Source organism: Bradyrhizobium sp. GW821-FHT12B03 (assembly GCF_058807535.1).
The window spans coordinates 26,634-52,335 of sequence record NZ_JBXAQU010000017.1 but is presented as its reverse complement, the minus strand read 5'-3'; the positions used below and the strand labels follow the sequence as shown (position 1 = coordinate 52,335).

Below are 25,702 nucleotides of genomic sequence, written 5' to 3'. Positions count from 1 at the left end.
AAGGAGCTGACAGCTTGGCTACGCGACTGAGGATCGGCACCCGCAAGAGCGCGATGGCGCTGGCACAGACGGAAGAGATCGCGCGCCGCCTGACCGCCGCCGTGCCCGGTCTCGACGTCGAGATCGTCAAGTTCGACACCACGGGCGATCTCGACCAGACCAGCAAGCTGTTGCCGCATGGCGGCAAGGGCGGCGCCTTCGTGGCGCAGATCCGCGCCGCCGTGCTGTCGGGCGAACTCCAGGCGGCGATGCATTCGCTGAAGGACATGCCTGGCAACGAGGATACGCCCGGCCTCGTCATCGGCGCCACGCTGTCACGCGATCCGCCCAATGATGCCCTCGTGCTGCGCGATGGCGTGACGCTGGCGGCGCTGCGCCAGTCGCGCGGCAAGGGGTTCAAGATCGGCACCAACGCGGTGCGCCGCGCCGCCTATGCGCGGCGGCTGTTTCCTGATGTGGAGGTCATCCACTTCCGCGGCGCCGCCGACACGCGCGTGCGAAAGCTCGACAACGGCGAGAAGCAGAAGCTGCCGGATGGCGGCGCGGTCGGTCCCGCCGATGCACTGATCATGGCGCGCTCGGGTCTCGATCGCGTCGGTCTGGCCAGCCGCATCGCCTATGAGTTTACCGCGACAGAGATGCTGCCCGCGGCGGGGCAGGGCATCGTCGCGGTCGAATGCGCGGCACAGGACTGGCAGACGCGGCAGATCCTTGCCTCGATCGACGATCCCTCAGCACACGCCTCTGCCGATGCCGAGCGCGAGGTGCTGTGGGTGCTGAACGGTCATTGCAACTCGCCGGTGGCTGGCTTCTCGACCATCGCGGGCGATCGGATGTCGCTCACCGCCTCCGTGCTCGACCTCTCCGGCAACACCATCATCGAGGCCTCGCGCACGGGCCCCGCCAACCGGCCGCGTGAGCTCGGCCGTGCCGTGGGTCTCGATCTGCTGACGAAGGGCGCCGCCGAGATCATCGAGCGCAGCCGGCCGCGCTAGCTGGCCTGGCGAAGTTACGATCGGCGGGATAGTGCCACCATGCACCTGTTTTGCCCGACGGGTCAAGCAAAATTTCGGATTGTTAGAACTGCCTCAGGAAATTCAACGACTTCCCTACTGTGCATGGGGTTGTTTTCGCATTTTTTATTTTGCCGACCATGACGACGCGGAGAGACCGCTCGTCCTTACCCCCGCACGCGCTTGATCATCTGCTCGACATGGGCGATCGGCGTCTCCGGCTGGATGCCGTGGCCGAGATTGAAGATGAAGCGTCCTTGCGCAAAGTTCGCCAGCGCATTGTCCACCGCGCGGTCGAGCGCGGCGCCGCCCGTGATCAGCACCAGCGGATCGAGATTGCCCTGCACGGCGACGCGTGATTGCACGCGCTCGCGGATGAAGGCCGGCTCCGCGGTCCAGTCGATGCTGACGCCGTTGATGCCGGTCGCCTCGACATAACCAGGCAATTGCGCGCCGGCGCCGCGCGGAAAACCGATAATCTTCGCATCCGGCACCTTGGCGCGCACGCCCTCGACGATGCGCCGCGTCGGCTCGACCGACCAGCGCGCGAACTCGGCGGGCGGCAGCACGCCGGCCCAGGTGTCGAAGATCTGCAAGGCATTGGCACCGGCTGCAAGCTGCGCCAGCAGATACTCGATCGAGTTGTCGACCAGCACGTCGATGATATCAGCGAACGCCTCCGGATGCCGGTAGGCCATCATTCGCGCCTGCGCCTGGTCGGGCGTGCCCTGGCCCGCGACCATGTAGGTCGCGACCGTCCATGGCGCGCCGCAGAAGCCGATCAGTGCGGTCCGGGGATCGAGCGCGCCGCGCACGATTCTGAGCGCCTCGAACACCGGCGCGAGCTTGCCGAAGTCGGCGCGCGGGGCGAGCGTTCCGACCTTCGCGGGATCATCCAGCGGCTCGAGCCGCGGACCTTCGCCGACCTCGAAACGCACGGAGCGGCCGAGCGCGTAGGGGATCACCAGGATGTCCGAGAAGATGATCGCCGCGTCGAAGCCGAACCGCCGGATCGGTTGCAGCGTGACCTCGGCGGCAAGTTCCGGGTTGAAGCAGAGATCGAGGAAGCCGCCCGCCTTCGCCCGCACCTCGCGATATTCCGGCAGGTAGCGGCCGGCCTGGCGCATCATCCACATCGGCGGGATGGCTTGGCGCTGGCCGGAGAGCACGTCGATGAAGGGCTTTGTCGCAGACTGGGGCACGGAGGGTCCTGGGCAAGGTTACGGCTCCTGATACACCGCCGCGGCCTTCAGCGGAACAGGGGAACAAGCGCAATTGGGCCGCGTTGACCACCCAGTGGAGGAGACCATGGCTGAGACATTCAATCCCGCGCCGCACGACAAGCACGCCGACGATTTGCACGAAGCGCTCGCCGCCGATCGTCATGCCAAGCTCGATACCGGGCTCAAGGACAGCTTCCCGGCGTCCGATCCCGTAAGCGTCGCCCAGCCGACGCCCTCGAAGGCCGATGCCGACGCGGACGGCCCCTCGCTCTGGGACAAGGTTAAGGCCATCTTCAGCTAGCGGGGAGGGGCGCCGGATTCCGATAGGTTCGCTAATACCTTGTTAGCGATGCGTTGATCTTCGCGTCCGTAGGACTACGGGAAACGGGGGATATCGCGGCGTATTTCGGCAGTCATTTCAGGGTTCAATAACAGAAGCGGCAGAGGTTCCGAATGATCGGAGAAGACTGCCGTCATGAGCGCCGCTACCCAAAGAGCCGGATGGAGCCGCCTGCCGCTTCGCGCGGCGGCGTTCGTCGTGCTGACCTGCGCGACCATCCTCGGCGTCAGCGGCTGGCGCGAATGGGCCGCGCGCGACGCGGTGCTCAAAGGCGCCGAGACCGAGATGGCGAACGTTGCGCGCTCACTGACGCAGCATGCCGAGGACAGCCTCGATCTGCTTGATTCCGGCGTCGTCGGCGTCGTCAGCCGGCTGGAGATGGATGGCACCGACCCCGCCACGATCGCCAAGCTCAGAAATCTCATGGAGGTCCGCAAGAAGGCGACGGAGCGCGTGCACAGCTTCGCCATCATCGACGACCAGGGCAATTGGCTGACCTCGCCCGGCACGATCGTATCGACGCTCAGCGACGACGCGTTCTTCCGCTATCACCAGCTCTCCCCGAAACGGGAGGCCCATATCGGCCATCCCGTGAAGAGCCTGCTCGACGGCGAATGGCTCGTCACCCTTTCGCGCCGTTTCAACAAGGCGGACGGCAGCTTTGGCGGCGTGGTGCTCGCGACCATCAGCTCCAGATATCTGTCGCATTTCTACGAGCAGTTCGAGATCGGCCGCAACAGCTCCGTCGCACTGACGCATGGCGGCGGCCTGATCGTCGCGCGCAATCCGAGCAACGATAAATTCGTCGGCCGCAACGTCGCCGACACCCCGCTGTTCCGCGACGCGAGCCTGCAACGGCCGAGCGGCGCCTATCACTTCAAGTCGCCGCTGGACGGCGCCGAGCGCGTCAGCTTCTTCAAGCGCTCTGGCCGCTATCCGCTCGTCCTGCTCGCCACCGTCGACAAGAACGAACTGCTGGCGCCCTGGCGCGCCGCGGCGATTTCCCGCATGCTCTACGTCCTCGCGCTGGTCATGTTGATCGCGATCATCGGAGCGGTGCTGGTGCGGCAGTTGCAGCGGGGCCAGCGCATGGCGGCAGCCCTGATCGAGAAGGAAGAGCATTTCCGCCTGCTCGCCGAAGGCTCCAGCGACATGGTGACCCGCATCGGGCTCGACGAGCGGCTGCGCTACGTCTCTCCCTCGTCGGTCCGCGTCGTCGGCTGGCGGGCCAACCAATTGATCGGAACGCCCGCACTCGCCGGCGTTCATGCCGACGACCTGCCGCAGGTCCACGCCCTCGTCGACGCCCTGAAGCGCGGCGAAAAGGAGGAGGCGCGCGTCACCTATCGCAACTCGCACCGGCAGAAGGGCGAAGTCTGGCTCGAATCGACCATGCGGGTGACACGCAAGGACAACGGCAACGTCGACGGCGTGGTCGCGATCTCGCGCGACATCACCGAGCAGAAGACGCTGGAAACCAGGCTCGAGACGCTGGCGACCGAGGACAGCCTCACCGGGCTCGCCAACCGCCGCTGCTTCGACGATCGGCTGAAGGAGGAATGGGCGCGTGCCTATCGCGATCGCTCCAGCCTCGCTCTGCTCATGATCGACGTCGACCATTTCAAGGCCTACAACGACGAATACGGCCATCCCGCGGGCGATGCCTGTCTGCGAGTGGTCTCGAAGATCCTCGCGGCCGAAATGCACCGCGCCGGCGATCTGGCGGCGCGCTACGGCGGCGAGGAATTCGCGATGCTGCTCCCCGGCACCGATGCCGCCGGCTGTGCCCGGATCGGCGAGCGGATCCGCCAGGCCATCCACCAGGCCGGCCTCGTCCACGCATCCAGCCCGCTTGCGGCATACGTGACGGTCTCGCTTGGCGGTGTGGCCTGCCGTCCGGCGTTCGAGCGTACCGCAGGCTCCGCTTCGCTGGTGGAGGCCGCCGACCGCGCGCTCTACGCCGCCAAGGACACGGGCCGTGACCGTCTGACGATGTCGGGCGAGATCATGAACCTGCTGCCCAAGGCGTCCGGTCAGTAACGGCCGTCCGGCAGCAATACCGCTCAATAATGCGGCGGGGGTTCGTTGGCGGGGCCCGGCGCATTCGTCTCGGCCTCCTGCAGCCGCTCGTTGAGCTGCGCGAGCTGCCGCGTCAGCGCGTCGATCTGCTTCCATTGCGCGGTGATGGTCTGGTTCAGCGTCTCGATCGTGTCGTCCTGATAGGCGAGGCGCATCTCCAGCGCGTCGATGCGCTCGCTCAGCGTCTTGATCTCATTCGTCACGAGTCGCGTCCTTGTCCGGTTGCCGCAGGCCTTGTTCGCGCAGTCCGTGGCCGAGCGCGACGCGCTCGTCGAACACGAAGCATTCGCCGCGCCAGCGGCTCTGCGCCTCCGGCACCACTTCCAGATATTTCAAGATGCCGCCCCTGAGGTGATAGACCTCGGAAAAGCCGCGCGCGAGCAGGTGTGCACTCGCTTTCTCGCAGCGGATGCCGCCGGTGCAGAACATTGCGATCCTGCGGTGCTTGGCCGGATCGAGCTCGCGTGCCGCAAAGTCCTTGAACTGGCCAAAGCTCCTGATGTCAGGATCGACCGCGCCCTCGAACGTGCCCATCGCCACCTCGAAGGCGTTGCGGGTATCCAGCACCAGCGTGCCGGGCGCCGCGATCAGCGCGTTCCATTCGCTCGCATCGACATAGGTGCCGACCTGCCGGGTCGGGTCGGCGGCCGCGTCCCCGAGCGTGACGATCTCCTTCTTCAGCCGCACCTTGAGCCGGCCGAACGGCATCGCCTCGGCGGCCGAGAATTTCAGTTCGAGATGGTCCAGCCGGCCGCCGAACATGGTCCCGCGCGCGAGCTCATGGGCGAAGGCGTCGATGGCCTCCGGCGCGCCTGCGATCGTGCCGTTGATACCTTCACTGGCCAGCAGCACGCTGCCCTTCAGCTCAAGGCCAGCGCAGAACGCGCGCAGCGGCTCGCGCAGCTCGCGGTAATCGGGCAGGGCGGCGAATTGGTAGAAGGCGGCGACCTTGGTGACCGGATTCTTGAAAGTCATGGCGGCTCGTTTAGCAGGCGGCCGCCGCTCAGAAAACCCGCACGGCCGGCGCTTGCAAAAGGTCTATACGCCCAGCGGATGGCAGCCATTTCCCTGGCATGCCAGCATTGCCCCGGCGGGCCGGAATGTGTCATGTAGGCCCGGTTTTTCCGAGACGGCGCGCCGTCCGCGCCAACGGTCCAGTGAGCCTAACGAGAGCAACAATTCGATGAGAAACTTCCATTTCCCCGGCAGGTCCACGGTCCACGCCACCAACGCGATGGTGGCGACCTCGCATCCGCAGGCCTCGCTGGCTGCGATCGAGGTGCTGCGCGAGGGCGGCACGGCGGTGGACGCGGCGGTAGCGGGCTCGGCCGTGCTCGGCGTGATCGAGCCGCAATCGACCGGCATCGGCGGCGACTGCTTCGCGCTGATCCAGCCGCGCGGCGAGGGCAAGATCATCGCCTATAACGGCTCCGGCCGGGCGCCGAAGGCGGCGAGCGCCGACTGGTATCTCGAGCGCAAGATCACGTCCGTGCCGCTGACCTCGGCGCACGCGGTCTCGATCCCCGGCGTGATCGACGCCTTCGCGACCGTGCTGCGCGATCACGGCAAGTTCGGCTTCGACCGCCTGCTCCAGCCGGCGATCAAGGCGGCCGAGGAAGGCTATGTCGTCGCCCCCCGCATTGCCTTCGACTGGAAGAACCAGTTCGAAAAACTGAAGGGCGGCACCAACACCGTGCGCTACCTGTTGCCGGGTGGCAAGCCGCCGGTGGCCGGCGACGTCGTCTGCCAGGCCGAACTCGGCAAGACGCTGCGCGCGATCGCCAAGGACGGCCGTGACGCCTTCTACAAGGGACCGATCGCAGAGGACATGGTCGAGACCCTGCGCGGCATCGGCGGCCTGCACACGCTCGACGATTTCGCCGCGCACACCACCGAAACGACGACGCCGATCGGCACGATGTACAAGGGCTATGACGTCTGGCAGTGCCCGCCGAACGGCCCGGGCGTCACCGCGCTGTTGATGCTCAACATCCTGTCGCGCTTCGACCTGACCAAGTATGCGCCGCTGAGCGTCGAGCGCTTCCATCTCGAAGCCGAAGCCGCGCGCATCGCCTACATGAACCGCGAGATGCATGTCGCCTCTTCCGAGCACATGAAGATCAACGTCGCCGAGATGCTCGAAAAGAGCTTTGCCGACGAGTACATCAGCAAGATCCGTCTGGACGGCATGCTCGACCTGCCGAACGTCGCGCCGCCGATGAATCCCTCGACCATCTACATCACGGTCGTGGACAAGGACCGCAACGTCTGCTCGTTCATCAATTCGGTCGCGCATTCCTTCGGCTCGGCGATCGTCTCGAACAAGACCGGCGTGCTGTTCCAGAACCGCGCCGGTGGCTTCCGCATCCAGCCCGGCCATCCGAACTGCATCGAGGGCGGCAAGCGCCCGCTGCACACGATCATGCCCGGCCTGCTCACCAAGGGCGGCCGTTCCACGATGTCGTTCGCCGTCATGGGCGGCCAGTACCAGCCGACCGGCCAGACCCATCTGTTGACCAACATCCTCGACTATGGCTGCGACGTGCAGGAGGCGATCGACATGCCGCGCGGCCTGCACTACGAGGGCCAGTACCAGCTCGAGGACAGCGTGCCGGCCGACATCGTCGAAGGCCTGAAGAAGCTCGGCCACAAGACCACCAGCGTGGTCGGCCCGCTCGGCGGCGCCCAGGCGATCTGGATCGACTGGGACAAGGGCACGCTGACCGGCGGTTCCGATCCGCGCAAGGACGGCTGCGCGCTGGGCTATTGATCGAAGCCCAGAGCTGCAAACGTTACGGCTAGAAACGACCACCGCATTGCGCTAGACACCTCCCGCCTCAAACGGAAGGTGTCTTATGCAGCGTTTCCAGCGCGTGCTCCTCGCCATCATGTCGGCACTCGCGATTACCGTGATCGCCGGCGTGTCCGATCTCGTTTTCACCACGGCCTCGGCCCAGACCGCAGGAAAGACCATGACCACAGCTTCAGGCTTGCAGATCATCGACAGCGTCGCCGGCACCGGTGCCTCGCCACAGCCCGGTCAGATCTGCGTGATGCATTATACCGGCTGGCTTTATGAGAACGGCCAGAAGGGCAAGAAATTCGACTCGTCGGTCGATCGCAAGGAGCCGTTCGAGTTTCCGATCGGCAAGGGCCGCGTGATCGCCGGCTGGGACGAGGGCGTCGCCTCGATGAAGGTCGGTGGCAAGCGCACGCTGATCATTCCGCCGCAGCTCGGCTACGGCGCGCGCGGTGCCGGCGGCGTGATCCCGCCGAACGCGACGCTGATGTTCGACGTGGAATTGCTCGCGGTGAAGTGACCGCTGTCTGCCTCGTCATGCCCGGGCTTGTCCCGGGCATCCACGTTCTTTCTTGACGTGGCCAAGGCGTGGATGGCCGGGACAAGCCCGGCCATGACGGATAGAGACGAATGCAAACAAAAAAGACCGGCCTTTCGGCCGGTCTTTTCGTTTCAATGCTGCGCGTTACTCAGCCGCGCGGCGTGCGGCAGCCGCGGCGCGATCGATCGCTTCCTTTGCGGCGTCCTTGGCATCGCCCATGGCCTGCTGGCCCTTGCCCTTCACTTCCTGGACCACGCCTTCGCCCTTCATGCGGTCGGAACCGGTGGCTTCGCCGATGCCCTGCTTGGCCTTGCCGATCGCCTCGTTGGCGCTGCCCTTGATCTTGTCGCTCGTGCTACCCATGAACCTCTCCTTCCAGTTCTATCGCAGGGACAACACTGGACGACTGCGAGAGTTCCTTTTTTGGCATAGCTTGCCGATGCGCCTTTGGGTTAGTTTGCCGCGCACGGAACCAACAGAAAGCAAGTCCAATGACCGGCCATGATCACTCGCATTCCCACCATGACCATGATCACGACGATCGCTGGAAACATGACGGCGTGCGCGTCATTCCCGGCAACCAGCTCGATACGAACGTGCCGTCGACGGCCGGCATGGACCGCGCGGCCGCCATCAATTTCGCACGCGTCGGCGCCCAGAAATTGTGGGCGGGCACGGTCAGCATCAAGCCCGACGCCAAGACCGGCGCACATCACCACGGCCATCTCGAAAGCGTCATCTATGTGGTGAAGGGCAGGGCGCGGATGCGCTGGGGTGAGAGCCTGCAATTCACCGCCGAGGCCGGCCCCGGCGATTTCATCTTCGTGCCGCCTTACGTGCCGCACCAGGAGATCAACGCCAGCGCCGACGAGGTGCTGGAATGCGTGCTGGTGCGCAGCGACGGCGAGGCGGTCGCGATCAATCTCGATATCGAGCCGGTCGAAAAGCCCGAGACCGTGCTGTGGATCGACCCCGTGCACCGGGACCCCAACGAGAAGAAGTAAGGCCGGCCTGAGCCTGCCGGTTCTGTGCGACAGAACCACGGCAGGCGGGCCTGAAAAAATATCCGGAAGCGATGTCGGATGGCTGTCGGCCCATCCGTCCTTGGGCAGAACCCCGCCCAAGGAGCTTCCGATGCCCAAGATGATCTTCGTCAACCTGCCGGTGACCGACCTCAAGCGCGCCACGGCCTTTTATGAGGCGGTCGGCGCGGTCAGGAACCCGCAGTTCTGCGACGATACGGCGAGCTGCATGGTCTTCTCGGAGACCATTTTCGTCATGCTTCTGACCCACGACAAGTTCCGCCAGTTCACGCCCAAGCCGATCGCGGATGCCAAGACCTCAAACCAGGTGCTGCTCTGCCTGTCGGCCGACAGCCGCGACGACGTCGACGACATCGTCGGCAAGGCCGAAGCCGCGGGCGGGGTGGCCGATCCCAGCCCGAAGGACGAATACAGCTTCATGTACGGCCGCAGCTTCGAGGATCCGGACGGTCATATGTGGGGCGTGAACTGGATGGACATGGCGGCCTTCGCCGCGCAGTCCGAGATGGCGTGCGCCTGATCGAAACCCGACAGGATCGAAAAGCTGAAGAGGAGCCTTCACGATGACCAAGCTCTTGCCCTGCATGTGGTTCAACGGCGATGCCGAGGAAGCCGCGAAGTTCTACGTCTCGCTGGTGCCGAATTCGAAGGTCACCCACGTCCAGCGCAACGTTTCGGACAATCCCTCCGGCAAGGATGGCTCCGTGCTCGTCGTCGAGTTCACGGTGGCCGGGCAGCCCCTGGTCGCGCTCAACGGCGGCATGAAGATGGAGTACACCCACGCGCTCTCGCTGATGATCCATTGCGACGACCAGGCCCAGGTCGACAGCGTCTGGAATGCGTTCCTCGCCCATGGCGGCAAGGAAGAGCAGTGCGGCTGGCTGAGGGATCGTTGGGGCGTGGCCTGGCAGATCGTGCCGAAGGTGATGTTCGAATTCCTGTCGAGCCCCGACAAGGCCGCCGCCGCGCGCGCGATGCAGGCGATGATGAAGATGGTGAAGCTCGACGTCGAGGCGCTGCGCCGCGCGTTCGAGGGCAAGTCGGCGGCGTGAGGGCTGCACGCTTTGGCTACATGATCGGTGTCATCGCCCGCGAAGGCGGGCGATCCAGTACTCCGAGGCGGTTGTAATGGAGCCGAGAAGCTGCGGCGTACTGGATGCCCCGGTCAAGCCGGGGCATGACAGCGGATTGTGAGGCGAGATCTCGCCGCTAGTAATTGATCCTCAGCCCCACGCCGCCGTGGATGGTGTTCCCGACCGGCTGCGGGCCGAGCGTGCCGTTGGCGAACAGGTCCACGATCCAGCCCTTCTGCACGCGGAAGCCGAGGCGGCCGCCATATTCGAACCAGCCCTGGTTGCCCATGGTCGGCACCACCGTGCCGTCGCCGGTCACGGTGGCGACGATGCCGCTATGGCTGGCGAACGACTGCACCCAGCCGCCATTGATGTTGGCCTCGATGTTGCTGCCGTAGAGATGCGTCCACTGGCCGCCGATCTTGACCAGGCTGGTGCGGTCGGTGCCGGTCGCAATGGTGGCGTCGAACGGATTGAACGCCGCGGCGCTGTCCGAATAGCCTGAGACGCGCTGCCAGAGTTGCCAGACCTCGATTGAGGCCGCGACCTCGTCGCGCGGTGACACGCGGCTCATCCAGCCGGCGCGACCATAGACGGCATAGTTGGAGGCGTTGGTCGAACTGGTGACGCTCACCGGGCCGAAGCTGGTGCTGTAGCTGCGCGTGTAGCGGGCCTTCTCCCACGGCGTCAGGATCGTGCCGACGTCGAAGAACGGGCGCGATGAGCCCCAATCGGTGAAGTCATAGCGCAGCGCGAAGGCGCCGATCGGCGCGCTGGTGATGTTGTAGCCGCCCTCGCTGTATTGCGTGTAGGCGATGCCGGCGAGCAGCGACAGATTGCTGGTCAGCGCCTTGCGGCCGTGGATGCCGGCCGAGAACGAGCCGGCCGAGCCGAACGCGCTGATGCAGTCGCTGCAATTGACCTGCTCGTTGACGCCGAGCAGCACCGTACCGAGCACCCGGTTGGTGATCATCTGGTTGAAGCGCTGATTGGCGAGGCCGCCGATCGAATTGCCGCTGGAATCCGCGCCGGTCGGGCTTGGGCTCGGCGATGGAGACGGACTGGGCGACGGATAAGGGCTGGGGGAGGGGGCCGGCGACGGGGAATCTGTCGGTGTCGGGGTGGGCGTCGGCTCGCCGCACTCGGACTCGCAGGCGGCTTGGGCCGCGGCCGGACGGGTATCGAGCGCCACGAGCGCAAACGCAGCCACGACGGTCAGAACGCCGGCGAGAACGAAGCGACCGAAGCCGAGTTTCGCCATTATCAGCGCCCGCACAGCATGCCGTCGTCATTGACGACGGGCGTGACGGTCGGCGAGGCGTCCGCGTATTGGTTGACCGCGCACAGCCCGGCACTCGCGGCGCAGGTCGCGGCAAAGGTCCAGGGCGGCGTGTTGGTCTTGCTGATGCCAACCTTGCCGCCGGTCGAGGTGATGATTGCGGTGTCGCCAGGCTGGGTGAGCTGCACGCACTGGAAGCTCAGCGTGCAGACGCTGGCCGCGCCGTCCTGAAGCACGACGACGGAGCGGCCGCGCTGCGAAAGAATGTCGAGCGTGGTGCCGCGCACGCCGATGGTCGCGAGCGGCGTCGTGATCTTGTAGGCGGCCTTCTCGGAATGTCCGGTGACGAAACGGAATGCGCCGGTCGTCATGCGGATCGCGACGTCGCGATAGCTGTGTTCGTCGTTGAAGACGGTGCGGTCGAGCTTCAGCGTGGCGCTGGGCCCGAGCGACAGGTTGGTGCTGTCGGCCATGACGAAGCGCGCCGCGCTGTCGGCGCCGGTGCGCACGGTCTCGTCGCGCAGCATGCTGTCGCCGACGCTGATCGGCGTCGTGCTCGCGGCCACGCGCACCACTTCGTTCTGGATCACGACGGCTTCGCCGACGCGCGTCTGCGCCCGTGCGCAAGGCGCTGCGCACGCGACGACCGACAACAGAATGGGGAAAAGCCAGAAACGCAAATTCATTTCGCAACCGATCGATGTGTCCCTGATCGTACCGGACCGTGCTCGCTTGCGATGTGGCGAAATTATCACAAGCGGCGCGGGTCGTGCGTTATGCTTAGTGACAGTTGCGGCGGAATGCGTTCAATGAAAAGCGCCATCCATATTTTTCTCCGCGGTGAAGCAGATTTGCCACGCAAAACATCCCCACAACGGCCGCTCGAATTGCCCGCAGTTCCGGACATGTCGCGGAGCGCAGTGATTGCTGTCGTAATTTTCCTGATGGCGCATCTGGCGCTGCTGATCGGACTGACGACGCCGGAGAAGTTCGTTTTCGATGAGGTGCACTACGTGCCGGCTGCGCGACAGATGCTGGCGCCCGTGATGTCGCAGCCGATGCTCAATCCGATGCATCCTCCGCTGGCCAAGGAGCTGATCGCGGCATCGATTGCGACATTCGGCGACAACGCGCTCGGCTGGCGCTATCCGGCGACACTGTTCGGCGCGCTCGCGATCGTCGCGATCTATCTGTGCGGCCTTGCGCTGTTCGCCGCGCAAGGGCCCGCGCTCGCCGCCACGCTGATCGCGGCTTTCAACCAGATGCTCTACGTGCAGGCGCGCATTGCGATGCTCGACATCTTTGCGCTCGGCTTCGGACTGCTCGCGACCGCCGCCTTCATGCATGGCTTTCGCAGGGAGAGGCCGCATGCGCTGTTTGCGGTGGCGGGCAGCCTGTTCGGCTGTGCCGCAGCCTGCAAATGGAGCGGCCTGTTTCCGCTCGGCATCTGCATCGCCATCGTTGCGGTGATCCGCCTGATGCAGGGCTGGCGCACGCTGTTCGCCGACGCGAAGCCGGACGATTGGTACCGGCCCGAGCTCTGGCCCGGCTTCAGGGCGCCGCATGTCGCGCTTTGCTTCGCCGTGCTGCCGGCGATGACATATCTTGCCGCTTTCGTTCCGCTCTACGGATTATCGCCATCGGGTCTGATCGAGGCGCAACGTCGGATCTTCGCCGACAACACCACCACCGCGATCGCCGGTCACACTTACATGAGCTCCTGGCCGTCCTGGCCGCTGCTCGCCCGCCCGGTGTGGTTCCTGTTCGACAAGACGGCGGAGGACAAGGTCTCCGCGATCGTCTTCCTCGGCAACCCGCTGGTGCTGTGGCCGGCGCTGGCCGCGCTTGCGCTGGTGCTGCGCGACGTCGTCGTCGCGCGCCGCTGGGATGCGTTCCTGATCGCGGCGTTCTATTTCGGCCCCTGGCTCGCCTGGGCGCTGCTGCCGCGCACCCTGGGTTTCATCTACTACTATCTGCCGTCCGCGACCGCGGCGTCGCTTGCGCTGGTCTATGTGCTGTGCAGGAAAGGTCTGCCGCGCTGGCTGCTGTGGGCCTATGTCGGCCTCGCCGCGATCGGCTTTGCGGTCATGCTGCCGATCTCGGCGGCCTTCATCGGCACGTCGATGCAAAGCTTCAACCGGCTGATGCTGTTCAAGAGCTGGATCTAGTGCCCGCTTGCGTGCATAGGCCCGCTAGAATTGTCTTGCCTGAATCAATCAGCACGTGTGGACTGCCAGCCATCTTCGGAATCGGAGAGGCGGCAGGTGGGAACGGAGGATCGCATCGCCAGACCGGATCATTCCAACGCCGACTGGCTGCGTACCGTCGTCGACACCGCGGTCGATGGCGTAATCCTGATCGATGCGCGCGGCTCGATCCTGATGTTCAACCCGGCCTGCGAAGGCTTGTTCGGCTATCCCGCAGACGAGGTGATCGGGCGGAACGTCAAGGTCTTGATGCCGTCGTCCTACCGTGACGCCCATGACGGATATCTGCACAATTATCACACCACCGGCGACCGCAAGATCATCGGTATCGGCCGTGAGGTGGTGGGTCAGCGCAGGGACGGCTCGACCTTCCTGATGCATCTCTCGGTCGGTGAGACCAGGCGGGCCGGGGAAGAGTCGATCTTCGTCGGCATCATTCACGACCTTACCGGGCGCGAGCGGGTCGAGCGGGAGCTGCGCGAGAGCGCGGCCCGGCTTCGCGCGGTCATCGACACCGCGGTCGATGGTGTGATCCTGATTGATTCCGACGGCACCATCCTGAAGTTCAATCCGGCCTGCGAGAGGCTCTTCAAATATCGCGACGAAGAGGTCCTCGGGCAGAACGTCCGGATGCTGATGCCGGAGCCCTACCGTTCCGAGCACGACGGGTATATTCGCAATTTCATCGCCACCGGCGACAAGAAAATCATCGGCATCGGACGCGAGGTGATGGGGCGGCGCAAGGACGGCACGACCTTCCCGATGGACCTGTCGGTCGGCGAGGCCAAGCAGGACGGCTCCTCCATCTTCGTCGGCATGATCCACGACCTGACGGATCGCAAGCGCACCGAGGCGCAGCTCATGCAGGCGCAGAAGATGGAAGCGGTCGGGCAGCTGTCCGGCGGCATCGCCCACGATTTCAACAACCTCCTCACCGTGATCGTCGGCAACGCCGAACATCTGGCCGAGCAGTTGTTGTCGCGTGGCGACCTGAAGCGGCTGGCCGACGACATTTGCAGCGCCGGCGAACGCGGCGCGGAGCTGACGCAGCGCCTGCTCGCGTTCAGCCGCAAGCAGCTGCTGCGGCCGGTCGAGACCGAGTGCAGCAAGCTCGTCGAATCCATGCACAAGCTGCTGCGGCGGACCCTTCGCGAGGATATCGAGCTGTCGACCCATTCCGATCCCTCGCTGCGGCACGCCTTCGCCGACCCGGTGCAGCTCGAATCGGCGATCCTCAACCTCGCGCTCAACGCGCAGGACGCGATGGCGTCCGGCGGACGCCTGACCATCTCGACGGCGAACGCGTCGCTGGATGTCGGCGATCACAATGCCCATCCCGATGTCGGGCCTGGTGAATATGTCGTGATCGCCGTGACCGACAACGGTTGCGGCATGCCGATGCGGGTGCTGGAACGGGCGTTCGAGCCGTTCTTCACCACCAAGGAGGTCGGCAAGGGCAGTGGGCTCGGGCTCAGCATGGTCTACGGCTTCGCCAAGCAATCCAACGGCCATGTCACGATCTACAGCGAGCCGGGCTTGGGGACGACGGTGCGGATCTATCTTCCCGCGGCGCTCGCGAAAACGCAGGGCGTGCCGATCGCGATCGAGAAGGAAGCGGTGCAGAGCGGCTCCGAAACCGTGCTGGTGGTGGAGGACGATCCGTTCGTCCGCTCCTATGCCGTCATGAGCCTGGAGAGCCTGGGCTACAAGGTGATCTCCGCGGTCGATGGCAAGGAGGCCGTACAGACGCTCGCTACGGCACCGCATGTCGACCTGCTGTTCACCGACGTGGTGATGCCCGGGGGCGTGAATGGCTGGGAGCTTGCGGGGCTCGCGCGCAAGGCAAGACCCGAGCTGCGCGTGCTGCTGACGTCCGGTTACGCCCTCGAAACGCTGGCGGCGAACGGCCACCTCCGGCAGGGCGCGCTGATCCTGGAAAAGCCTTACCGCAAGGCGGAGCTTGCGCGCTTGGTGCGGGAGGCACTCGCCGCCGCCGTGCCAGTCTGAGCCGCGACCCGCCTGCCACGTGGGCGGCAGGCGGTGGGGCGGCACTAAAGCGCGATGAGATTGGGATGAATCGTCATCGCGCTTTAGATCATTGTTTGCGCATGATCTTGGTCGGAAAGCCGCGGCGCACTTTGCGCTAGTGCGGCCCTCCGGGTCCGGATCATGCTCGAGATCATTTCGACGCGGTCTTGGTGTCCATGTTCACGACCTGGACGCGGCGGTTGATCGGGTCGGCACCGTTGGCGGTATCCTTCAGCTTGGTCTTGCCGTAGCCGACGGTGACGAGATCGGTGCCGTTGAGGCCGTAGTTCTGCACCAGGTACTTCTTGATGGTGTCGGCACGACGTTCGGAGAGCCCTTGATTGTACTCTTCGCCGCCGACGGCGTCGGTGTGGCCGGCGACCACGAAGGTCGAGCCCTTCAGCGCCGGGTCGGACAGCGCCTTGCCGAGCGCCTGCACCGAGGGCACCGACGTCTTGGCGATGTCGGCCGAGTTGTAGTCGAACTGGATCTCCAGATCGATCTTCGGCTTGGTCGCGGCCAACTCGGCGATCTGCTCGCGCTCGCCGGTGGAGAGCGACCGCGTCGAGCGGTTGCGCACGGTGTTCAGGAACGTGGTTTCCTTGGCCTGCACCGCCGGATCGGCCTGCGGACCGGCGGAGAGTCCGCGGGTCGCCGGCCTCGGCTTCAACGCATCCAGGATCTTGTCGGAAGAGACGTTGCCGTCGCCGGCCAGTGCCAGGCCCGCCGTCATCGACAGCGCAGCCGTGAGAGTAATGATCTTCAGTCCAAAGAACTTATCAAAACGGGTCATTGTCGTATCCTCGCTGTTACGCCTGATGGCGATTTGATGCTGTGAGCATAGGCCAGGTTCAAAAGCCCTGATGTGATCCTGGTCACGGTGGGCCACAGGCGCCTCAGAAACCCATCCTAGCGCATTTTTCGCCGTTTCGGGTCGCGCGAACCGGTCATTTCGCTTCCGGGCGGAGGGGGAGGACGAGCGCGCGAACAGCCGTTGTCGCGTTTTTTAGGGGGGACCGATCGATCGGTCGCGATCCCAACGTGATGTAAATCACATTCTGTGTTCGGGGACGAGATCAGACTGCGGGTATCGGTGGTTCTTGATCTAGGAAGAAAGACTATGCGTTTCCTGATCGCGGCAATGTCCCTCGCAGCCCTCGTCTTCAGCGGCAACGCGGCGCTCGCAGACAAGCGCGTCGCCTTCGTGGTCGGCAACGCCGCCTACCAGAATGTTCCGCAGCTTCCGAATCCCGCGATCGACGCGAGGTCGATGGCGCAGGTGTTGCGCAATGTCGGCTTCGATGTGGTCGAGGGTGCGAACCTCACCCGCGACGCCATGACGGCCAAGCTGCTCGAATTCGGCAAGAAGAGCGAAGGTGCCGACGTGGCGCTGTTCTTTTATGCCGGCCACGGTATCGCGGTGAACGGCACCAACTATCTGCTGCCTATCGATGCCGATCTCAAATCCGAGATGGACGTCAAGCTCGGCGCCGCGATCAATGTCGATCTCACGCTGGAGCAGACCATGGCGGATGCCAAGGTGAAGCTTGTGTTCCTCGACGCCTGCCGCGACAATCCCTTCGCCGCAAAGATCCGTTCCGCCAAGGCGACGCGCTCAGTCACGGTCGCCAGCGGGCTCGCCGAGATGAAGTCCGGCGAAGGCACGTTGATCGCGTTTGCGACCGGTCCGGGCCAGACTGCGCTCGATGGTGAAGCCGGCGCGAACAGCCCCTTTACCCGCGCGCTCGTCTCCAACATCGCGTCCCCCGGCGTCGAGATCCAGCAGGCCATGACCAAGGTCCGCGCCCAGGTCAATTACGAGACAGGCAAGACGCAGCTCCCCTGGGGCCACACCAATCTCACCGGCGCGGTCTACCTCAATCCGGCTGCGACGTCCGCCGCGGCTGCCGGTGCAGCGCCGGTCGTCGTGGCTCAGGCCAGCGATGTCGAGCTCGAGTTCTGGCGCTCGGTCAAGGACAGCAACAAGGTCGAGGAGCTCAACGCTTACCTGGCGAGCTATCCGAACGGCACCTTCAAGTCGCTGGCGCTGGCCCGCATCGCTGCGATCAGGGCCGGTGCCGCCACCGCCCCGCGCAACACCACCGCCAGCGTCGATCGGTCGACCGTCACGAAGCCTTCCCGCGCCGCCGCGTCCGGCGACTCCGACGACGAGCCGGTGCGTCGCCGCGCCTCCGGCGGAGGCAGCCGTCGCTCTCGCGGCGAGGGTGGAGGCATGGACGGCGGCCTGGGTGGTGCCGGGGTTCTCTTCGGCCACGTGGTGGGCGGCCTGTTCGGGCGCTGATCCGGCGAACTACGACGCGCGAAGCAGTCCAGTCCGGGCCGCTGTTGCCTCGGAAACCCTTGCACACCGATCGTCGCAAAGCCGTCGCCGCATGGCCTGCCTGCGAACAAGTTTTCGGCAAGATGCGCGCCTAGCAGAACTCCTCGTCACCAACCGCAAATGAGGGGAGCCGAGTTCCGTCCAGTGCCGAGGCCGAGTGACTACCAGTTCTATCGCAGTGGCCCGCCGGATCGGACTGTGTCCCTGAGCTCCATGCCCATCTATATCGGCGCAGCGATGATTGCGGTGGCGATCCTGCTCTCGACGCTGATCACGGGGCTGACCTCCCGCTATGTCGGCCTCGACGGGCCGACCGACGAGAACATGTGGCTGGTCGACCGTCTCACCGGCAGCGTCTATCGCTGCCAGGCGGAGGGGCGCGGCAAAGCCTTGTGTGAGCCGGATATCGCCACCGGCAGCCTCAGCGACCGGCCCAGAGCCCCGAAGGACGGCCGTTGAGCCGCTTCGTCTTCGCACCGCAGCAAGAAAATTGTCTTCTCCGCGAAACGTCTGCGCGAGAGAATACGTAATTGCGAAGGCCGGCATGATGCCGGTTTCGTTTTACGGAGGAGACTTTTCGATGAAGATCTTGCTCACGACCGCCGCCTTTGTCGCGTTCACTCTTTCCCTGTCCCCCGCATCGGCCGCGATGATGGCGTGCACCAAGGACAACATGATGAAGTCCGCCGCCATGATGGGCGGCACACCCGACACGCCGGCCAAGATGGCGTCGAACAAGGAAATGGCCATGGCCAACACGGACATGAGCAATGGCAAGATGAAGAGCGCCTGCATGCACTATATGAAGTCCCAGAAGGCGATGACGGCGAAATAGGCATCGGCCCGGTCGAACGGCCGCGCTGTCAGCAGATGGCAGCGCGGCCTTTTCTTTGATCGCTGCTTTGCCGCGTTCTTTCTCTTGGCGCGAATCCCGCTACATTGCGTCCTGCAATGTCACGCGCGCCCGAACCGCTCCCACTCACCACGACACAGGCCCGGCAGATCTGGCTGCACGCCCAGCGGCTGGATGAGCGCGCTCCGTTCGGCGAGGGCGCGCAGGCCGTTGCGGCTGCGACCGCTCATCTCGGCTACGTGCAGATCGACACCATCAACGTGATCGAGCGCTGCCACCATCACATCCTGTTCAGCCGCATCCCGTCCTACCGCCGCGCCGATCTGCGCCAGGCGCAGAGCGTCGACAGAAGCGTGTTCGAATACTGGACCCATGCGTTGTCCTACGTCCCGTCGAGCGATTTCCGCTTCTTCCTGCCGGCGATGCGCGAGCACCGGCGCGAAGGGCATAAATGGTTCGCCTCGGTGAAGCCCGCCGACACGCGCAAGGTGATGCGGCTGGTGCGCGCCGGGCCGCTGACGATCCGCGACATCGAGGACGACGTGCTCACCGAGAAGGAGCATTTGTGGCAGAGCCGCAAACCCTCCAAGCGCGCGTTGCAGCTTGCCTTCTACACCGGCGCCGTCACCATCAGCGAGCGCCAGGGCATGCTCAAGACCTATGAGCTGATGACGCGCCATTTCGGCTGGGACACGCTGCCGAAACCGGCCTCGGCATCGGACATCACGGCCTATCTGCTCGACCGCGCGCTGCGGTCGCAGGGCGTGGTGAGTCTCGATTCGGTCTGCCATCTCGACGCGCCGAGCAAGAAGGCGGTCGCGCGCCTGATCGCCGCCCGCGTCCGCCGCGGCGAGCTCGTCCCCGTCGCGATCGACGGCGCCGGCAAGCAGGAGCATTGGGCGCAGCCCGCAGTGCTGGAGGCCGGCGGCGAGGGGCCATCGCCCGATCTCGTCCACATCCTCTCGCCGTTCGATCCCCTGATCATCCAGCGCAAGCGCACCAACCTCATCTTCGGCTACAATCATCTGTTCGAGGCCTATGTGCCGAAGGCCAAGCGCAAGCTCGGCTATTTTGCGCTGCCGGTGCTGGTCGGCGACGAGATCGTCGCCGCGCTCGACCTGAAGACCGACCGGCAGGCGAAGAAGCTGCTGATACAGAAATGGAATTGGGTTGGGCAGGGGAAGAAGGCCGCGGGGCGCAAGGAGCTCAAGCAGAAGATCGAAGAGGAGCTCGATCGCTTCGAGCGGTTTCAGCTCGCGGAGTGAGCGGCGTCATCCCCCTCAGAGTTGGTGCAAGTCGCGTGGCTCGCCGCCAGGACCGGACAGCACGTGCGCATATCGGTCCAGCACCTCGTCGGCGGAATAGCCCGAACGTCGCGCGAACTCGTCCCGCAGCCCCAGGCGCGCGGAGACTCTCAAGCGCTCGGTCGTGGCGGTGGTCATCACGGGGTCGAAGCCCAATTCCCGCAGGCCCGCGGCCACGCCGTCCATTTCCACGGCGCGGCGCTCGGCATGCAGCACGTCGGAGCGGACGCACATGTCGAGGAACTTGCTGAACGTGGTGGCATCCATCGATGTGCAGAGCCCGCGCATGGTTTCATCGCGCACGCCGGCCAGTGTCGCGGCAGTCAGCGCCTCCACCAGCAGCGCCTCCATGCCTTTCGTCACCACGCTCCGCAGCATCTTCACGGCTGCTGCCGTTCCGGCTTCGGGGCCCGCCACCTCGATGCGGAAGCCGAGTGGTTTGAAGATGTCCGCGAAACGCTCGGCACCGCTGCCGGACGTGTAGAGCGTGACCGCGGCGCCATAGAGGTCGACGGAGCCCATCAGGTTCGCATCCGCAAACAAACCGCCGCGCGCCTCGACGGCAGCGGCGACACGCTGTTTCGTTCGCGGGGTCGCAGCGTTGATGTCAACCACGAGGCAGCCGGGACGCACGATCCTGGAAATGGCCTCACCCGTCTCGGCCGCGACGGCAACGACCACGGCGGAAAAGATCACGTCCGCATCCGCGAGGTCCTCGAGCCGATCGACGAGCGTGGCGCCACAATCGGCCGCCACTGCGCGAAAGGCCTGAGAGTAGGGCGGCGCGTTGGTCTTGCCCTGACAGAATGCAACGACCTGTACCCCGGTCTGGGCCACCAGATGCTTTGCGAAGCATCGCGCGGCCTCGCCAAATCCAACGAAGGCGATCTTGGGCTGCGGCATGGCTGAGGTCTCCTCGCAGCGGCTTTTCACCGCCGCCGCGCATTGTGCCGGGTTCCGTAGAGGAGTCAATGAACCGGTTCATCATCGGCTTGGATCGTCTGAAGCAATGTTACGCGGAATGTTCATTTATTAGGCAATTTTTCGCTATGCGACTTGCCGAAGCTAATGAACCGGTTCATAAATCGGAGATGCCGTTACAGATCCCTCGACCGCAAACCGTGAAGGTCAAGGACGTCGCCCGCGAGGCCGGCGTCGCGGTCGGCACGGTCTCCCGCGTGCTCAACGATCATCCCAAGGTGACCAGGGAGCTGCGCGAGCGCGTCGAAAGGGCCATGGCGCATCTCGGCTATCAGGTCGACGTCACGGCCCAGAGCATGCGTGCGGGACGGTCGCGGCTCGTCGCCTGCGCCATTCGTGATTTCGACATCCCGCGCTTCGCGCTGTTCATCAAGGAGGCCGAGGCGGTGCTGCGCGAGGCCGGATACACCTTGCTGCTGGCGAGCACGACCAACCGTCCCGAAATCGAGATCTCCCTGTTGGGCGCCTTCCGCAGGCGCAGGGTGGACGGCGTGATGATGACGCTGAGCGACGAGCAGCATCAGGGCGTGCACGAGGCGCTGTCGGCAGCGCCGATGCCGGTCCTGCTCATCGACCGCGATCGCATCGCGGCGCTCGATCGCGTCACGGCCGATCATCGCGAGGGCGCGCGCCTTGCGACCAGCCATCTGCTGGGCCTCGGGCACCGGCGGATCGCGATGCTCGTCGGCGATACCAAGGCCTTTCCGTCGCGAAGCCGTCTGGAGGGATTTCGTGCAGCCCATGCGGCGGCAGGGATCGCACCTGATCCGAGACTGTTGCGTGACAATGTGCTCTCGAGCGAAGACACCTATCGGGCGACGGCGTCGCTGATCGGTCTTGCGGAGCCGCCGACGGCGCTCTTCGTCGCAGCGATGGACATGCTCGGCGGCTGCCTGCGCGCGCTGCGGACGATGGGCATCGCGGTCGGGGACGAGATGTCGGTGGTCGCTGGCAGCGATTCGGATCTGGCCGAATTGCACACGCCCCCCATCACGGCGATCGCGTGGGATCTGGCGGCGATGGGCCGCCATGCCGCGACCATGCTGCTGGAGCGGATGCGCGGCGATGAGATCGAGCACGGCCGCGGTCTCACCGTGCCGACCGAGCTGATCATTCGCGGGTCGGTCCGGCCGGCTGCGAACTGAACGTGTTTGGCTGGGGCTGGATCCGGTGTCTCGCGACACAGATGTCGAGCCAGATGCCGACGACGATGCCGATGAGGTAGGCGACCATATTCCACAGGGAGAAGATGCGCCCGAGCAGCAGCGTGCCGGCCGTGGTGAGGCGGAACGCATCGAGCCATGGCGTGTGCACCAGCCGGGACAATTCCACGATGACCGCGATCACCACCGCGATGGCCGCGATCTGCATCCGCGTCAGTCGCGGCAGCAAAACCCCGACCAGCAGAAACACCATCGTCGCCCACAGCAGCGAGCCGCCATACTTCACGACGAAGGCGGGTAGTCCGAGCGGGAAGCCGTACCAGCGCAAGCTCAGCCCGCAGCCGATCACCGCGAAAGCGAGGGCGGCGCGGATCAGGGATGCTCGCAGCGGCGCAACAGGTTTGTCCGGCTGCGCCCCGCGCATTGCTCGCTCCATTGACTCTTTGCCCGTGATGCTCAAAACCGCTCCTCAGCCCATAAAAGCAACAACCCTGGGGGGAAGTCATGAGCCAGACCACGACCTATGCCGGTTCCGCCGGCACAGCCAAGAGCGAAATCGAGACCTCGACGATCCGCGCCATCTCCTGGCGCCTGATCCCGTTCCTGGTGCTGGCCTACTTCTTCTCCTATCTCGACCGCGTCAATCTCGGCTTCGCCGCGCTGACCATGAATGCCGAGCTGAAGTTCACGCCGCTGATCTTCTCCTGGGGCGCCGGCATCTTCTTCATCGGCTATTTCATCTTCGAGGTGCCGAGCAATCTGGCGCTGGAAAAGTTCGGCGCCAGCCGCTGGATCGCCCGCATCATGGTGACCTGGGGCATCATCTCGGCGCTGATGGCGATGGTCAGCGGCGTGACGAGCTTCTACGTCCTGCGCTTCCTGCTCGGCGTCGCCGAAGCCGGCTTCTTCCCCGGCATCATTCTCTATCTCACCTACTGGTATCCGGCCGAATATCGCGCCCGCTTCCTCGCGGCCTTCGCCATCGCCGTGCCGGTCTCGACCGTGATCGGTGCGCCGGTCTCGGGCCTGTTGCTCGGGCTCGACGGCGCGATGGGCCTGAAGGGCTGGCAGTGGCTCTTCGTCATCGAGGGCATCCCCTCGGTGCTGCTCGGCATCGTCACCTGGTTCTACCTCACCGACAGGCCGGAGAAGGCCGACTGGCTCTCGGCCGAGCAGAAGGCCTGGCTGAAGGCCAAGCTTGATTCGGAAATCGCGGCCAAGCAGGCGGTAAAGCATCTGTCGCTCGGCGAAGCGCTGTCCTCCCCCAAGGTGATCGCGCTCAGCCTGATCTATTTCGGCTTCGTCGGCGCGCTCTATGGCATGCAGTTCTGGCTGCCGCAGATCGTGAAAGCGTTCGGTCTTACCAATGCGCAGACCGGCTTCGTCACCGCGATCCCGTATCTGTTCGGCACCATCGCGATGATCCTGTGGGCACGGCATTCCGATGCCACGCGCGAGCGCGTGATGCATGTCGGTGCGCCGCTGTTGCTCACTGCCGTCGCGCTTGCCGTCTCCTCCTATCTCACCGATCCCGCCATGACGATGGTGGTGCTGACGGTGGCCGCGATCGGCGTGTTCTGCTGCTTCGGCGTGTTCTGGACGCTGCCGACCGCCTGGCTCTCCGGCACGGCCGCGGCTGGCGCCATCGCCCTGATCAACTCGATCGGCAATCTCGCCGGCTTCGGCGGCCCGTATCTGATCGGCTGGGTCAAGGAGGCCACCGGCCAGACCTCGACCGGCCTGCTGGTGCTCGCCGTGCTGCCGCTGCTCGCCGGCATTCTCGTCTTTGTCGGCGGCCATGACAGCAAGCACGAGTTCGCCGAACAGGGGCGGTAGAGCAGGACTCACCACTGCGTAGCCCGAATGGAGCAAAGCGAAATCCGGGCTACGAGCTGTCTCCTTCAATGTCGCCCTGGCGAAAGCCAGGGCCCATACTCCGCGGCTCCTCTTGGGGCGCGCGGGGAGACGGCTTCTTCCAGCAACCGGCTTCACGGGTAATGGGCCCTGGCTTTCGCCAGGGCGACGGGAGGGGTTACCACCCCTTAACGATCACAGATTCCTGATGACTGACGATTATTGACTTTCATCAGTGATTAGTCGACATTCCTCTCATTGCAGCGGCAGGAGTGTCCTTCGATGTTCGTCCGGTCAGTTTTAGCGAGCTATTCCAAGCTGTTGGCAGGTGTGTCGCTGGCCCTGATGGCTGCCGCCCTGGCCGGGTGCAATGATACCGTCGCCGAGAAAGCGGAGCCGCCGCGGCCGGTTCTGGTCGCCACCGCCCATTACGACGCCGAGACTCCGGAACGCAGCTTCGTGGGCACGATCAGGCCGCGGATCGAGAGCGATCTCGGCTTCCGCGTCGCCGGCAAGGTCGCCAAGCGCCTGGTCGAGGTCGGCCAGACCGTCGAGATCGGCCAGCCGCTCGCCACCCTCGACGAGGTCGACCTGAAGCTGCAGGCCGAGCAGTCCGTCGCCGAGCAGACCGCCGCGACCGGCGTGCTGGCGCAGGCCGCCGCCGCCGAGCAGCGCGCCAAGGATCTGAAGGCCAAGGGCTGGACCACCGACGCGCAGATGGATTCGAGCCGCGCCGCCGCCGACGAGGCCCGCGCACGATTGAACCGGGCCGAGCGCTCGGTCGAGCTGACCAAGAATTCCCTTTCCTACGCGACGCTCAACGCCGACGCCCGTGGCGTCGTCACCGCAACGCTGATCGAGCCCGGCCAGGTGGTTGCCGCAGGCCAGGCTTCGATCCGCGTCGCCCGCTTTGCCGAGAAGGAAGCGGTCGTCGCGATCCCTGAGACGCTGGTCGGACGTGCCAAGTCGGGCGCCGCCAGCGTCACTCTTTGGTCGGAGCCGGGCAAGAAATATACGGCCACGCTGCGCGAGATCGCGCCCACCGCGGATACCGCCACGCGTACCTATCTTGCAAAGTTCTCGCTGCCCGAGGCCGACGACAAGGTTTCGCTCGGCATGACCGCGACACTGACGCTGTCGGACGCCGCCACCCAGCGCGTCGCGCGGCTGCCGCTGTCGGCGCTGTTCAACGAAGGCGGCAAGCCCTCGTTCTACGTCGTCGACGACAATGGCGGAGTGGCGCTGAAGCCGGTCGTGGTGAAGTCCTACGAGAGCAACGACGTCATCATCACCGGCGGTGTCGAAGAGGGTGCCAAGATCGTCGCCCTCGGCGTGCAGAAGCTCGATCCGAGCCAGCGGGTGCGGATCGTGTCGTCGCTGTCTTTCTAAGGCATGACCCCGGAAAAGTGTGCAGCGGTTTTCCGTAAGGGTCATGCCCAACAATACGAGTTACGTCGTGTGAGGTGAGTTTCGGCCTTTGTCCCTAAGCAAAGGCTGAAGCGGCGAAGCGATCCAGAACCTGCCCAGCCCCCTGGATTGCTTCGCTGCCTCGCGACGACGGGTTGAACCGAGTGGCTGTC

General features: G+C 65.1%; 26 protein-coding genes. 17 read left to right on the top strand and 9 right to left on the bottom strand.

Annotation, left to right across the window (positions count from 1 at the left end):
- Window positions 1–14 precede the first annotated feature (14 nt).
- Window positions 15–995, top strand: a complete 981-nt coding sequence (gene hemC, locus AC1RUR_RS27610; protein WP_492849872.1) for a hydroxymethylbilane synthase — start codon at window positions 15–17, stop codon at window positions 993–995.
- Between the two features lie 185 nt (window positions 996–1,180).
- Here hemC and hemE read toward each other — a convergent pair whose 3' ends face one another.
- Complete coding sequence (gene hemE / locus AC1RUR_RS27605) at window positions 1,181–2,215, bottom strand: uroporphyrinogen decarboxylase (RefSeq protein WP_492849870.1); 1,035 nt, start codon at window positions 2,213–2,215, stop codon at window positions 1,181–1,183.
- A gap of 106 nt (window positions 2,216–2,321) precedes the next feature.
- Between hemE and AC1RUR_RS27600 the strand changes: the two genes are divergently transcribed.
- Together AC1RUR_RS27600 and AC1RUR_RS27595 are read left to right on the top strand one after the other, a co-directional pair.
- On the top strand, window positions 2,322–2,537 hold the full coding sequence (locus AC1RUR_RS27600) for a hypothetical protein (RefSeq protein ID WP_492849868.1): 216 nt from the start codon (window positions 2,322–2,324) through the stop codon (window positions 2,535–2,537).
- A gap of 174 nt (window positions 2,538–2,711) precedes the next feature.
- Complete coding sequence (locus tag AC1RUR_RS27595) at window positions 2,712–4,616, top strand: sensor domain-containing diguanylate cyclase (protein ID WP_492849866.1); 1,905 nt, start codon at window positions 2,712–2,714, stop codon at window positions 4,614–4,616.
- 23 nt (window positions 4,617–4,639) lie between these two features.
- Here AC1RUR_RS27595 and AC1RUR_RS27590 read toward each other — a convergent pair whose 3' ends face one another.
- Both AC1RUR_RS27590 and trhO read right to left on the bottom strand, forming a co-directional pair.
- Entirely contained in the window at window positions 4,640–4,858 is a 219-nt protein-coding gene (locus tag AC1RUR_RS27590; RefSeq protein WP_492849864.1) for a SlyX family protein, read from the bottom strand.
- Window positions 4,848–5,630: an oxygen-dependent tRNA uridine(34) hydroxylase TrhO gene (gene trhO / locus AC1RUR_RS27585; protein ID WP_492849862.1), complete on the bottom strand. Its 783-nt coding sequence runs from the start codon at window positions 5,628–5,630 to the stop codon at window positions 4,848–4,850. The genes AC1RUR_RS27590 and trhO overlap by 11 nt, the downstream gene beginning before the upstream one ends.
- Window positions 5,631–5,838: 208 nt before the next feature.
- Between trhO and ggt the strand changes: the two genes are divergently transcribed.
- Window positions 5,839–7,425, top strand: a complete 1,587-nt coding sequence (ggt, locus tag AC1RUR_RS27580; protein WP_492849860.1) for a gamma-glutamyltransferase — start codon at window positions 5,839–5,841, stop codon at window positions 7,423–7,425.
- An 85-nt stretch (window positions 7,426–7,510) separates the two neighbouring features.
- Window positions 7,511–7,975, top strand: a complete 465-nt coding sequence (locus tag AC1RUR_RS27575; protein WP_492849858.1) for an FKBP-type peptidyl-prolyl cis-trans isomerase — start codon at window positions 7,511–7,513, stop codon at window positions 7,973–7,975.
- A gap of 165 nt (window positions 7,976–8,140) precedes the next feature.
- Here AC1RUR_RS27575 and AC1RUR_RS27570 read toward each other — a convergent pair whose 3' ends face one another.
- Complete coding sequence (locus AC1RUR_RS27570; RefSeq protein WP_492849856.1) at window positions 8,141–8,359, bottom strand: CsbD family protein; 219 nt, start codon at window positions 8,357–8,359, stop codon at window positions 8,141–8,143.
- A gap of 128 nt (window positions 8,360–8,487) precedes the next feature.
- On the opposite strand from AC1RUR_RS27570, the gene AC1RUR_RS27565 reads away from it, so the two are divergent.
- The 3 genes from AC1RUR_RS27565 to AC1RUR_RS27555 all read left to right on the top strand — a co-directional run bounded on the left by AC1RUR_RS27565 (window position 8,488) and on the right by AC1RUR_RS27555 (window position 10,091).
- On the top strand, window positions 8,488–9,000 hold the full coding sequence (locus AC1RUR_RS27565; protein WP_492849854.1) for a cupin domain-containing protein: 513 nt from the start codon (window positions 8,488–8,490) through the stop codon (window positions 8,998–9,000).
- A gap of 130 nt (window positions 9,001–9,130) precedes the next feature.
- Window positions 9,131–9,559: a VOC family protein gene (locus AC1RUR_RS27560; protein ID WP_492849852.1), complete on the top strand. Its 429-nt coding sequence runs from the start codon at window positions 9,131–9,133 to the stop codon at window positions 9,557–9,559.
- Between the two features lie 43 nt (window positions 9,560–9,602).
- Complete coding sequence (locus AC1RUR_RS27555) at window positions 9,603–10,091, top strand: VOC family protein (RefSeq protein WP_492849851.1); 489 nt, start codon at window positions 9,603–9,605, stop codon at window positions 10,089–10,091.
- A 157-nt stretch (window positions 10,092–10,248) separates the two neighbouring features.
- Here AC1RUR_RS27555 and AC1RUR_RS27550 read toward each other — a convergent pair whose 3' ends face one another.
- Window positions 10,249–11,373 carry a hypothetical protein gene (locus AC1RUR_RS27550; RefSeq protein WP_492849849.1) on the bottom strand — a complete coding sequence of 375 codons (1,125 nt, stop codon included), beginning with the start codon at window positions 11,371–11,373 and terminating at the stop codon, window positions 10,249–10,251.
- 2 nt (window positions 11,374–11,375) lie between these two features.
- Window positions 11,376–12,077, bottom strand: a complete 702-nt coding sequence (locus AC1RUR_RS27545; protein WP_492849847.1) for a FecR family protein — start codon at window positions 12,075–12,077, stop codon at window positions 11,376–11,378.
- 51 nt (window positions 12,078–12,128) lie between these two features.
- Between AC1RUR_RS27545 and AC1RUR_RS27540 the strand changes: the two genes are divergently transcribed.
- Both AC1RUR_RS27540 and AC1RUR_RS27535 read left to right on the top strand, forming a co-directional pair.
- On the top strand, window positions 12,129–13,559 hold the full coding sequence (locus tag AC1RUR_RS27540) for a phospholipid carrier-dependent glycosyltransferase (protein ID WP_492849845.1): 1,431 nt from the start codon (window positions 12,129–12,131) through the stop codon (window positions 13,557–13,559).
- Window positions 13,560–13,655: 96 nt separating this feature from the next.
- Window positions 13,656–15,605: a hybrid sensor histidine kinase/response regulator gene (locus AC1RUR_RS27535; RefSeq protein ID WP_492849843.1), complete on the top strand. Its 1,950-nt coding sequence runs from the start codon at window positions 13,656–13,658 to the stop codon at window positions 15,603–15,605.
- Window positions 15,606–15,777: 172 nt separating this feature from the next.
- Here AC1RUR_RS27535 and AC1RUR_RS27530 read toward each other — a convergent pair whose 3' ends face one another.
- Entirely contained in the window at window positions 15,778–16,419 is a 642-nt protein-coding gene (locus AC1RUR_RS27530) for an OmpA family protein (protein ID WP_492849841.1), read from the bottom strand.
- A gap of 327 nt (window positions 16,420–16,746) precedes the next feature.
- Here AC1RUR_RS27530 and AC1RUR_RS27525 point away from each other — a divergent pair, with 327 nt between their 5' ends.
- From AC1RUR_RS27525 to AC1RUR_RS27510, 4 genes are all read left to right on the top strand, one after another.
- Window positions 16,747–17,928, top strand: a complete 1,182-nt coding sequence (locus AC1RUR_RS27525; protein WP_492849839.1) for a caspase family protein — start codon at window positions 16,747–16,749, stop codon at window positions 17,926–17,928.
- 252 nt (window positions 17,929–18,180) lie between these two features.
- Entirely contained in the window at window positions 18,181–18,426 is a 246-nt protein-coding gene (locus tag AC1RUR_RS27520) for a hypothetical protein (RefSeq protein ID WP_492849837.1), read from the top strand.
- Between the two features lie 121 nt (window positions 18,427–18,547).
- On the top strand, window positions 18,548–18,802 hold the full coding sequence (locus AC1RUR_RS27515) for a hypothetical protein (protein ID WP_492849835.1): 255 nt from the start codon (window positions 18,548–18,550) through the stop codon (window positions 18,800–18,802).
- A gap of 116 nt (window positions 18,803–18,918) precedes the next feature.
- Window positions 18,919–20,085: a winged helix-turn-helix domain-containing protein gene (locus AC1RUR_RS27510; protein WP_492849833.1), complete on the top strand. Its 1,167-nt coding sequence runs from the start codon at window positions 18,919–18,921 to the stop codon at window positions 20,083–20,085.
- Window positions 20,086–20,100: 15 nt separating this feature from the next.
- On the opposite strand, the gene AC1RUR_RS27505 is transcribed toward AC1RUR_RS27510, so the two are convergent.
- Window positions 20,101–21,027 carry an NAD(P)-dependent oxidoreductase gene (locus tag AC1RUR_RS27505; RefSeq protein WP_492849831.1) on the bottom strand — a complete coding sequence of 309 codons (927 nt, stop codon included), beginning with the start codon at window positions 21,025–21,027 and terminating at the stop codon, window positions 20,101–20,103.
- Between the two features lie 218 nt (window positions 21,028–21,245).
- On the opposite strand from AC1RUR_RS27505, the gene AC1RUR_RS27500 reads away from it, so the two are divergent.
- Window positions 21,246–22,250: a LacI family DNA-binding transcriptional regulator gene (locus tag AC1RUR_RS27500; RefSeq protein WP_492849829.1), complete on the top strand. Its 1,005-nt coding sequence runs from the start codon at window positions 21,246–21,248 to the stop codon at window positions 22,248–22,250.
- Here AC1RUR_RS27500 and AC1RUR_RS27495 read toward each other — a convergent pair.
- Entirely contained in the window at window positions 22,216–22,692 is a 477-nt protein-coding gene (locus AC1RUR_RS27495) for a ribosomal maturation YjgA family protein (protein ID WP_492849827.1), read from the bottom strand. The genes AC1RUR_RS27500 and AC1RUR_RS27495 overlap by 35 nt on opposite strands.
- Before the next feature lie 80 nt (window positions 22,693–22,772).
- On the opposite strand from AC1RUR_RS27495, the gene AC1RUR_RS27490 reads away from it, so the two are divergent.
- Both AC1RUR_RS27490 and AC1RUR_RS27485 read left to right on the top strand, forming a co-directional pair.
- The gene (locus AC1RUR_RS27490) at window positions 22,773–24,104 is read left to right on the top strand and encodes an MFS transporter (protein ID WP_492849825.1); all 1,332 of its coding nucleotides are present in this window, start codon (window positions 22,773–22,775) and stop codon (window positions 24,102–24,104) included.
- 300 nt (window positions 24,105–24,404) lie between these two features.
- Window positions 24,405–25,511 (top strand): efflux RND transporter periplasmic adaptor subunit, encoded by a 1,107-nt coding sequence (locus AC1RUR_RS27485; RefSeq protein ID WP_492849823.1) that lies wholly within the window; start codon window positions 24,405–24,407, stop codon window positions 25,509–25,511.
- The last annotated feature ends 191 nt before the right edge of the window (window positions 25,512–25,702 follow it).